Origin of the sequence: Secundilactobacillus angelensis, from assembly GCF_012641075.1 — a bacterium.
Lineage (GTDB): Bacteria > Bacillota > Bacilli > Lactobacillales > Lactobacillaceae > Secundilactobacillus > Secundilactobacillus angelensis.
The window spans coordinates 39259-49366 of record NZ_JAAXLJ010000018.1; the positions used below are offsets into that span (position 1 = coordinate 39259).

The 10108-nt window shown below is 40.8% G+C and carries 15 protein-coding genes; 14 read left to right on the forward strand and 1 reads right to left on the reverse strand.

Features of this window, described 5'->3' with window-relative positions; all coding sequences use genetic code 11:
* Positions 1-51: 51 nt before the first annotated feature.
* From HC026_RS09500 to HC026_RS09540, 9 genes are all read left to right on the forward strand, one after another.
* Entirely contained in the window at positions 52-333 is a 282-nt protein-coding gene (locus tag HC026_RS09500; protein ID WP_168925735.1) for an autorepressor SdpR family transcription factor, read from the forward strand.
* Entirely contained in the window at positions 323-943 is a 621-nt protein-coding gene (locus HC026_RS09505) for a DUF1648 domain-containing protein (RefSeq protein ID WP_168925736.1), read from the forward strand. Before HC026_RS09500 ends, HC026_RS09505 begins: the two co-directional genes overlap by 11 nt.
* 504 nt (positions 944-1447) lie before the next feature.
* Positions 1448-2071 (forward strand): matrixin family metalloprotease, encoded by a 624-nt coding sequence (locus tag HC026_RS09510; protein ID WP_168925737.1) that lies wholly within the window; start codon positions 1448-1450, stop codon positions 2069-2071.
* A gap of 140 nt (positions 2072-2211) precedes the next feature.
* Positions 2212-2457 (forward strand): YdeI/OmpD-associated family protein, encoded by a 246-nt coding sequence (locus HC026_RS09515; protein ID WP_168925738.1) that lies wholly within the window; start codon positions 2212-2214, stop codon positions 2455-2457.
* Positions 2458-2570: 113 nt separating this feature from the next.
* Positions 2571-3296 carry an ABC transporter ATP-binding protein gene (locus tag HC026_RS09520; protein WP_168925739.1) on the forward strand — a complete coding sequence of 242 codons (726 nt, stop codon included), beginning with the start codon at positions 2571-2573 and terminating at the stop codon, positions 3294-3296.
* The gene (locus tag HC026_RS09525) at positions 3293-4438 is read left to right on the forward strand and encodes an ABC transporter permease (protein WP_168925740.1); all 1146 of its coding nucleotides are present in this window, start codon (positions 3293-3295) and stop codon (positions 4436-4438) included. Before HC026_RS09520 ends, HC026_RS09525 begins: the two co-directional genes overlap by 4 nt.
* Positions 4439-4450: 12 nt before the next feature.
* The gene (locus HC026_RS09530) at positions 4451-5095 is read left to right on the forward strand and encodes a TetR/AcrR family transcriptional regulator (RefSeq protein WP_168925741.1); all 645 of its coding nucleotides are present in this window, start codon (positions 4451-4453) and stop codon (positions 5093-5095) included.
* A 146-nt stretch (positions 5096-5241) separates the two neighbouring features.
* Positions 5242-6645 carry an AAA family ATPase gene (locus HC026_RS09535; RefSeq protein ID WP_168925742.1) on the forward strand — a complete coding sequence of 468 codons (1404 nt, stop codon included), beginning with the start codon at positions 5242-5244 and terminating at the stop codon, positions 6643-6645.
* Entirely contained in the window at positions 6635-7354 is a 720-nt protein-coding gene (locus HC026_RS09540; protein ID WP_168925743.1) for a hypothetical protein, read from the forward strand. The genes HC026_RS09535 and HC026_RS09540 overlap by 11 nt, the downstream gene beginning before the upstream one ends.
* 211 nt (positions 7355-7565) lie before the next feature.
* On the opposite strand, the gene HC026_RS09545 is transcribed toward HC026_RS09540, so the two are convergent.
* Complete coding sequence (locus tag HC026_RS09545; protein WP_168925744.1) at positions 7566-7715, reverse strand: hypothetical protein; 150 nt, start codon at positions 7713-7715, stop codon at positions 7566-7568.
* 210 nt (positions 7716-7925) lie between these two features.
* Between HC026_RS09545 and relB the strand changes: the two genes are divergently transcribed.
* The 5 genes from relB (at position 7926) to HC026_RS09570 (ending at position 9889) form a co-directional block, all read left to right on the forward strand.
* Positions 7926-8156 (forward strand): type II toxin-antitoxin system RelB family antitoxin, encoded by a 231-nt coding sequence (relB, locus tag HC026_RS09550; RefSeq protein ID WP_168925745.1) that lies wholly within the window; start codon positions 7926-7928, stop codon positions 8154-8156.
* A gap of 226 nt (positions 8157-8382) precedes the next feature.
* Positions 8383-8586: a hypothetical protein gene (locus HC026_RS09555; protein WP_168925746.1), complete on the forward strand. Its 204-nt coding sequence runs from the start codon at positions 8383-8385 to the stop codon at positions 8584-8586.
* Positions 8583-9107 (forward strand): DUF2335 domain-containing protein, encoded by a 525-nt coding sequence (locus HC026_RS09560; RefSeq protein WP_168925747.1) that lies wholly within the window; start codon positions 8583-8585, stop codon positions 9105-9107. Before HC026_RS09555 ends, HC026_RS09560 begins: the two co-directional genes overlap by 4 nt.
* Positions 9108-9340: 233 nt before the next feature.
* A complete protein-coding gene (locus tag HC026_RS09565) occupies positions 9341-9631 on the forward strand; it encodes a type II toxin-antitoxin system RelB/DinJ family antitoxin (RefSeq protein WP_168925748.1) in 291 nt (96 codons plus the stop codon).
* 24 nt (positions 9632-9655) lie between these two features.
* A complete protein-coding gene (locus HC026_RS09570; RefSeq protein WP_168925749.1) occupies positions 9656-9889 on the forward strand; it encodes a hypothetical protein in 234 nt (77 codons plus the stop codon).
* Positions 9890-10108: the final 219 nt, after the last annotated feature.

Below are 10108 nucleotides of genomic sequence, written 5' to 3' on the forward strand. Positions count from 1 at the left end.
CTGTGATATAATCTATTTAGAAAACAATCAAAATAGATTGGAGTGATGCGCATGGCAATGAGTGACACGCTAAAGGCAATTTCAGATCCGGTACGCCGACAAATTTTGGAATTGTTGAAGACGAAGCCGTATGCGGCAGGTGAAATTGCGGCTCATTTTGATTTAAAGCAGGCCACGGTTTCCTACCATTTAAAGTTACTTAAACAGGCAGGGTTGATTACGGAACGAAAAGAGAAAAACTATATCTACTACGACTTGAACGCTAGTGTTTTCGAAGATGTGCTGACGTGGATCTACAGCTTAGGCAAAGGGGGTAACGACGATGAAAGGTAAATGGAAGACGTTATTAGTGACGAGTTTGGTGATTCTGGCACCAATTATATACGGTGTGAGTGTCTACAATCGGCTACCAGCCAGAATGGTGACGCACTGGGGATTCAATAATCAGCCTAACGGATGGATGGTAAAACCATTGTTGGTCTTTGGGTTGCCTTGTTTAATGCTGCTGATTCATTTGGTGGCGGTGGGTGCAACATACTACGCTGGTGCAAAGGGGCGGCCGGCACCACGGATGGAGCGGGTCGTTGCTTGGATTTTCCCCGTCATTACAATCGTTGCGTACACGATCACGATCCGGTATGGATTAGGAGAGGCTGTTGACATTCGTTTGTGGACGGTGATCATGGTGGCCGCTATTCTGATTTTTATTGGCAATTATCTGCCGACAGTTCCACCCGAAAGTGTGAACAAGAGTGGTTTTCATTTGAGTAAGTCCAGTTCCCAGAGCGACTTACGGTCAATCGGGTACTGTCTGGTGCTGTTTGGCGTTTTGACGCTGTTAAGCCTGTTTTTCCCAGCAATTTTGACGGTGATTGTGTTGGTTCTCTTCATTATTAGTCTGTTAGGTTTGATGCTGGTTAGTTATCGTAAATCTGCCAAGTAATGATTGAAATACATTTTCACACCAAAAAGCAGCTCGTCTTAGGGATAGGGAGGCGGGCTACTTTTATATCGTCTCAGCGAGAATGCTGAAAGATCACGATTCAGTCAATGCTCCAAACTGGGACAGTAGCTTGGAAACGTCAACTAGCCAATCTGTGCTAGAAACAGTTTAACGTTAGAGGTCACTGCTGGGGGGAGTAACACAGATTAGCGAGAATGATTAGAGAAGCAGCAGGCAAGAGCTGTCTCTAAGTAACCAATCCGCTGAATTGATTACGCTTGCATTTTATCAACTTTTAATTCGAACTACAAATAAAAGCACTTGAATTTATCAAGCAAATTTTTGGACTTCTCTTGAAAACAAAGTACAATATGATTTGCCAGAGATATACAGTGATGTACTCAAAACTATCTGGCAACTTCAGAGAGAAAGTGAAAATTATGCTTAAAAAAATATTTATCACAATCGTTGTGTTGATGCTGTCAGTATTGAGTTTTAGCAGGGTTGCCCTCGGGGCGTCTCCCTGTCGTCAATCCATGGCGGTTTGAAACTAATCAAGCTACGGTACAAATCAAAGTTGGCACGTATTATTCACAAGTGTGGACTCGGGCAATCAATGCTTGGAATTCAAAAAAGGTTTTCACGTTTAAGATTGTAAAGGGACCTGCTCAAATTACGATCTTACCAGCTCAAAGCAATGAGGCGTCACTCATCAAACAGAACTTTGTGGGCGTGGCGTACGTTAATCACGATAATACAAAACGCATTACTAGCGTTCAACTGCATTTGGTCAATTCCTTGCTAAAGAGCAATGGTTATACGACCAGCCAGCGGGTGAATGTAGCTGAGCACGAATTGGGTCATGCAATGGGCCTGGCTCACAATCCCAGCAAACAAAGCGTGATGTATAAAACCACGCGGTATGTGAGCATTCAGCCGATTGATGTCAAGAACGCTAAAGACCTGTATAGTATTCCAGCAAGTCAGTACTTCATTAACTTACCAGCAACGACTTCAACCACAGCCAACAAAGACGTGATTGCTAATGGTGCAGGTGATCGGCTGTTTAAATCACCGTTTGAAACACGATCAGTTCAGGCATTGGTCGACCCAAGCACCATTTACTAAATAGCGGTGACGAAATTGCGACTGGTAAGTTGCAGTTCAAGGGACTCGATAGGCGAGTCCTTTTTTTGTGTCTGTGACTGTCAGCATCCAGTCTCAAAATGCTATACTAAAAATACAAATTATGCGAAGGAGGAGTGAATTTGGCTCAAAAAACATTAGCAGACTTCGAAAAAGACATTCCGGCAGTGGCCGAATTATTGGCAGAAACACCAAAAATGCAACAATTCTTTAACGATCTAACGCCCGGTTATCAAAGAGAGTGGGCACGGTTTATTTTCGGTGCTAAAGCTGAAGCGACGAAGAACCGGCATATTGAAGTGATGAAGACAGTTTTTAAAGCGGGTTATAAGTCTAAACGAGCATACGATTCACGCTCAAAAGAATAGGTTGACGACGAACTTCGGTGTAATCGGAGTTCGTTTTTTATTGCTTTTCTATAAAGGTGAGTATATACTCACTAGTGAGTAATCAATCACTTACCGTGAATGGAGGATTCAAAATGACGGAAGCAATTATTGATTTAAAACACTTAGTCAAAAAATTTGGCAAGCAAACGGTTTTAAAAGACGTCAATTTAACGGTGTTACCTAAGCAAATCGTTGGCTTGATTGGACCTTCTGGTGCAGGTAAATCCACTGTTATCAAAACGGCATTAGGAATGGAAGTAGCCGATGGCGGCAGTGCCACAATTTTCGGTCAGGTTATGCCTAACCGAGAACTGTTGTCGCGGATTGGCTATATGGCACAGACTGATGCCCTTTATGATTCGCTATCAGGGCGGGAAAATCTTAAGTTTTTTGCGCAAATGAAAGGGATCAAGAATACTGAAATTGCCTCCTCCATTGACCATGTGTCAAGAGTGGTTGACTTGCAAGACGATTTGGATAAGCGAGTCAGTGGCTATTCTGGCGGTATGATGCGGCGTTTATCGCTGTCAATTGCGCTGCTAGGCAGTCCTGAACTCTTAGTGTTAGACGAGCCCACCGTGGGTATTGATCCAGCGTTACGTCGACAAATTTGGCAAGAGCTTGGCCGAATCCGTGACGAAGGTCGGAGTATCCTAATCACCACTCATGTGATGGATGAAGCAGAGTTAACGGATCAGGTCGCGTTATTACTGGGTGGGAAAGTGATTGCTTTCGATGAACCGGTGGTACTTAAAGCCCAATACCAAGTGAATTCAATTGAAGATGTATTCTTAAAGGCAGAAGGTGAACTACAATGAGAACATTTGCGATTACGAAACGCGTCTTAACTGAAATGATTCGTGATAAGCGATCATTAGCCTTGATGTTTCTGGCACCAATCTTAGTTTTATGGTTGATGAGTGTGATTTTTACTGCGAATTCAACGACTAATGTTGAGGTAGGGACAGTAGGTGTCACTTCTAGCGTTTCTAATAATTTAGATCAAATTAAACACGTTGCGGTCCATCACTACACAAGTCAAGCCGATGCCAAAAAAGCGATGAAGGCAGACAAAATCGATGCCGTTATTCATCAAAAAGGCAATGACTATAGCCTAACCTATGCCAACACTGACTCCAGTAAAACAGCAGCGGTAAAAATGGCTTTTAAATCAGCTTTAACACAAACAAATGTTAATCAAATGAAGAACCAATTGGGCGCTGCACAGACCACCATCAAGAAACTACAAGCAACATTGCCGGTACCGGTTCAAAAGCAACTACGAAGCCAAATGCCGACACAGAAGAAGGCGGCTACCCCGCAAATCACTAATCACTATGTTTATGGTGACTCAAGCACGGGCTTTTTTGATAAAATGCTACCGATTCTAATGGGTTTCTTCGTATTCTTCTTTGTATTCCTGATTTCTGGAATGGCGCTCCTAAAGGAACGAACCAGTGGGACACTATCGCGGTTGTTAGCAACACCAGTCAGACGTTCAGAAATCGTCTTTGGGTATATGGCCAGCTATGGTATTTTAGCAATCTTCCAAACGATTCTGATTGTTATGGCGACAATTTGGTTGTTGGGAGTTGAAGTGGTGGGCAACGTTCTCAGCATCATTGTAATCAATTTGATTTTAGCGCTGGTTGCTCTGGCATTTGGCATTCTAATCTCAACCTTTGCGAATTCTGAATTCCAAATGATGCAATTCATCCCGGTTTTAATCATCCCGCAAATCTTTTTCTCTGGGATCATTCCGATGGATTCCATGGCCAGTTGGATTCAAGATATTTCTTACATCATTCCGATTAAGTATTCCGGTGACGCGGTATCTGGCATCATGATGCAGGGTAAGGGCCTGTTCTCGTTTGGCCTTGACATTGGTGTGTTGCTTATCTTCTTGGTTGTGCTAACCATTTTAAATGTACGTGGTCTCAGACGCTATCGTAAAGTTTAGGAGGGAAGCGGCTTGAAAAAGAAAATTTCTGCCAGTTACCGTGACTGGTTAAATGAGCAAGAAATGCCAAAAGGTAAGCGCTCGGCGATGCTGTCTGCGTTGGAATTATTCTCCAAACAAGGATACGATGGCACTTCGACCATGGCTATTGCAAAAAATGCAGGAATCAGTCAAGCAACGATTTTTAAGTATTTCAAGACTAAGGATGACTTGCTACGAGCAATTTTAAAACCAATGATCAATCATTTATTACCTGAGTATCGGGAGGATTTCTTGTCGAATATTCCAGAAGCAACAACCTTACGACAAGCGGTGCATTTTCTTTTGACTGATCGTTATGCCTTTCTTAAAAAGAATAAGGAAGTTGCGCTGATTTTTCTGACACAAGTGTTGACCAACGCAGATACGCGCAACATGTTTCGAACTTTTATGGGTGAGACCGCACCGATGTTCATTGATTATATCTACGGGACACTGAAAAAAACTGGTCAATTACGAGATGACTTAACACCGGCTGCAGTGTTACGCACCATTGCTGGTCAAGTACTCAGTTACTTTATCCAGCGGGAAGTCTTGCTGCCGGATGTTACTGCCGATGAAGATGCTGATTTACAGTTAGCTGAAGATCTGATTGTCCGGGCACTGAGTACGGATTAAAAGTAACAGACAATAAACTCGTAATTATTAGACAGCGGGAAACGATATAACTTCATCAACTTGTTGCACAATCCTTGTAATCAATCGTTACATTTTGTATACTAAAGCCAACAATCAGCATAAAATATACTAAATGGGGAGTTAAAATGAGAAAACAAGTTAGCTATTTCGATTTTCCTTATCATCTCCAAGAAGTGACGATTGAAAATGTTAAGAATGTGAAATATGGCAAAATTAACTTCACGAATAAAGACCAGCCACTTAATACGGTTGGTATTTACGGCGCTAATGGCTCTGGTAAAACGACCTTTGTGGACGCAATGACGTTGGTAAAAGCAATTATTGAGTCATCAGTAGTTCCGCAATCTGAGGACGTATACCATAGTTTAGTTGACTTAGTGCCACTTGATGAAGGGAGTTCCTCAGTTATTTCCGTTGTGATTGCTGGTGAAGAAGCGGACGTAACGTATCAGGTGACCTTTAGCACAAAACAGTCAAGGTTATGGATTGACGAAGAAAGGATTTACTATAAGCGCAATGTTCTCCGGGCTAAAACTCGACTTCTGTTTCACTACAAACAGGGTGCTAAATTAAGCGCTGCTATTGATTTGCCATTACTTGATTTGACTAAGAGTGTTCAAAGCACAGTTGCTAAGCCAAAGAATCAAATCAAACTTGGAATTGTTAGCGGAATAGCGCAACCTAAAGGCAGCTCACTGTTTTTCAATGATCAGATGGTCACAATTGTTCAGGATGAAAAGATATTTGGCCCTGAATTACACTATGTACAGGAAATATTTAATACGTTTGCGTTGAATCTATCCATTTACTCAAGCAAAATTTCCGGCCAAATCTATTCAGATATTAGCCTGCCACTCAGCTTCTCTGTTGAAGGCGGCTTTGGCATGACGGAGATTCCAATGGATGGTAAACACGAAATTGAACCAAGCACGTATAAATTTAGTCAGAAAATCTTCGAGCAAATTAATCAAATGCTACCAGTATTGATTCCGCAGCTCACCATCTCGCTGGTCAAAAAGGATACGGTTGTCACCAAAGATCAGAAGGAAATGAACGTGGTGGAGTTGATGGCAGAGCGTGACGGGAAAGAATATCCATTACGTTATGAGTCCGATGGTATTAAGAAAATCATTTCTATATTGAGTACACTGATCAATGTTTATAATACACCGCGGGCAATTGCCATCATCGATGAACTAGATGCCGGTATTTTTGAATATTTACTAGGAGAAATCGTCGATGTTATTGCTGAAAATGCAAAGGGGTTGCTGATTTTTACTTCTCACAATCTGCGCCCGCTTGAAGTGTTAGATTATAAGAAAATCGTCTTTACATCAACTAATCCTGCAAATCGTTATATCACGATTAAAAATATTAAACCAACGAACAATCTTCGTGACACGTACATTCGTGCCATTCAGCTAGGCGGGATGGATGAGTCTGTCTTTGAAAAAGTCAATCCAACCAAGATTAAGCGTGCATTTCGCAGTGCTAGAAAAGTAGAAGAGGAATCATACAATGGTGAGTAATCATACAGCTAAAGTTGTTATCTTAATGGTCGAAGGCGAAAATGACGAAATTTTACTAGAGCAATATATTGATGAGATACTGCAAAATAAGCAAACTGATTATCACTTTGAGGTCACTGTTGGTGATGTCTTAGGAAACAATCAGCACTGGGCTAATGCCGAGAATATTGTCCTAACCAAAATTAAAGAAGTAATGAATACTCAGAAATACAAGAAATCTGATGTTGCTGCAGTGTTCCACGTAGTAGATGTAGATGGTAGTTTCATCAAACACGGACACTTCTTAGTAAACGAACAATTAAAGCAGCTTAATAGAAGCCATGAATACGCGGTTGAAGATGAACTGGTATACTCCGAAAGTAGTGATATGAAGGAAAATAACCGTAAGTCGTGGCAACTTAAACATGGTCGTTTGAGGACGCTGTCAACTCGAACAGAAATCTGGTCTATTCCTTATAGCCTAATCTTTTTCTCTATTACTTCAGAGCATGTTTTAAGTGGAGAAATCAAATATGATCAAGAAGCAAAGCTCGATGTCATTGATGCGTTCTTAAATCAGCATCCAACGGTGACAAACTTCATAGACTTTCTTGAAGATCAAAAACTGATCACAAAAGCAAATCCATGGTCGGTTCTTGAGAAATCAACTGGGTTTAAGCGACTTACCAATAAAAATTGTGTGATTGATTCACTTAAAGTGTTGGAATGACAATGACACCTCCAAACTGCAATTGGGGGTGTCATTTAAATTAGATAAAGTTTTTACGTTATAAGGTGGAAAATGCTTTTTTCACAAAAACGACCCCACAAAAAAAGGCCAACCAAGTCTGCCCCGATTTCTCGAAGCCTGGTTAGCACTAATGATGGTAGTTTAGCATGGCTGCCTAAGTGCGTCAAATCAGCAAAAGGCCGTGGCATAATTAAAGCTTAGAAAGTTTTCGTAGTATTTCCTGTACCGTTGGATTTTCAAACACCTCAGCTGCTAATGCGTCAATAATTTGTTTCTTCTCTGTCGCTGAAAGATGGATGGGCTGGATATTTAAATCTGCATGTTCAATACTAAATCTCACGTTCGTATTCTCCATCATAATTACCCCAGTGTGTTGGTATCATCGGATCTGATTGAAACAGTTGCAGAGTACGTCATCGCACATGGCGGGCGTTGATTCGACAATTTCCAATAATATAGTCTTTAGTTTACTGCAGGTCAACTTGAACCACATCCCTTTGAAATTCCACCATCATGTTATACGATAAAACACAGAGAGGGGCGACTAACCATGGCAATGATTACTGTTCATGTCAGTCATTCAGAAAAGGAATGGCTGCAGGACATGGCTGATTTCTACGGCATCACACTGTCAGACTTGATTAAGAAATACTCGATGGAACAACTTGAAGACAAATACGAAAGGCAGGTTGCAAAGGTCGCGTATAAGCGCTATCAAGCAAGTGACAAAGAAACACATTCAATGGAAGAAGTTTTCCGTCAATTTGGAGGAGACCTATAGGCTGAAATTTCCAAAGATGCGGTTGTATTGATGTTTTCTGTAGGACATCGTCATGGCTTTGCAAGTAAGCGAGATTGATATTACAATGGTATAATTGATCTTGAAAAAGAATTAATCTTTTATCTATAGTCAATAATTTTCAGTCAAATTGTTGACTTGATTTAAAACAAGTATCTATACTTATCGTAGTTAATTATATAGAACGTTTTTGAATGGAGGGGTCAGTATGGAATATGGAAATACATTGTTTGCAATGCCCTCACTTATAAGAGGGGCTGCACGCGTTTTGGACTTAGGTTCAACCATGGATAGTTATAATACTTCTGATAATGACCTAGAGTCAGACTATGAGGCCCTAAAGCAAGATTGGATGAGTGTTGGTGCTGACTTATATGGAGCGTTAGATGACTACAAGCATGAGCAAGAGTGACACTCATAAGGAAAAAACCAGGAAATGACGCAAACCTTGACTTAAAGTCTGACCAGAATCAAACTGCGGAAAAACTACTTCGTGAGATATCAGAAACCTCTGATGTAAAAGAAAGACAGCGTTTAGTAGGCCAACTGAGTAATTTAAAAATGACAATACAACGATCAACTTTTTCTGGACCACTACCACCACCTTCGCAATTAAGCCAGTATGAAGAAATTTTACCTGGTTCTGCTGATAGGATTTTAAAGATGGCTGAGAATCAGGCACTTCACAGACAAAACTTGGAAACAACAGTTGTGAAGTCAAATTCGCGTGACAGTTTATTAGGAGTGATTTTTGGCTTCATTTTAGGCGTTATGATAATTGGCGGCGGAATTTTCTTAGCGATTAAGGGTGATAGTTATGGTCCTTGGCTAACTTTAGCTGGTGCGACTGGTTTAATTGGTGTGTTTGTTTATGGCACGAGGTCATCCCGAAAAGAACGGGTTGAAAAAGATAAAGCACGTAAGGAAAAGTAAAAGAGCTCCCTTTAAAGCGGGGAGCTCTTTTACATGTTGTTTTAAAGTGGAGTGCAGCACTGTTGATTGAAGGTTTCAGATTATGCAAAAAGCATGTTGTGATTTTTCCTCATTTTTTTTAAATTTTAAAGGCAAATTAACGTGTTCTTTGAAATTTCTGTTATCAGTAACTTGGACATATATTAGTGTATAGTAACTGTAGATGTACTAAAATAACCCATGAGGTGGCTGACATGTTCAAACCGAAAAATAAAAGTGCGCGGATAAACGTACAAGTGGATAAGAAAACTAAAGAAGAAGCTCAGAGAATCTATGCTGCACTTGGGCTCAATCTGAGCACGGCAGTCAATATGTTCTTAGCGCAAACGGTCATCAACAATTCATGGCCACTCGATAAGCCGACTCTGATTCCAGACGATGTTGATGAAGCCCGTACCGATGCACTGCATAACCGTAATTTGACTCAATTCGACTCAATTCAACAGTTGAAAGATCATATTAATACCGACCGCGACACCCACTAAATCTCTGAAAGCTGATGACGACTAATGAAAACTGCAAAAGTATGGATTGCCCCATACGACAAATGGAACAGAATTAATGACAGGTTTAATTCTGTTGCGTTCATTCTAATGATGATCACCATCTTTTTCCACCCACTTTGGCTGTCGCTGATAACGGGTATTGCTTGGGGTATCAGCAGTGGAATATTCTTCATTCTGCTTTGGCTGAATGAGCGCAAGAAACATCAGCTTGCTGAAGCCGCTATGAGGGAAAAATAATATAGTAATGCATAATTGTGAAAGTAAAGTCTTCTGACCTACATTGGTTGGAAGACTTTTTGTTTACAATACGAAAAAGGCCAGCCAACGTACAAGTACATTGACCAGCCCTCTTAATAAGGCTCTTCGTCAAGTAGAGTTGATTTAGCTTTATAAGAGTACTTGGACCTTAATTGGTCTAAGTACTTTTTTAGTTTACAGTATTTTTAGAAAGTGGTC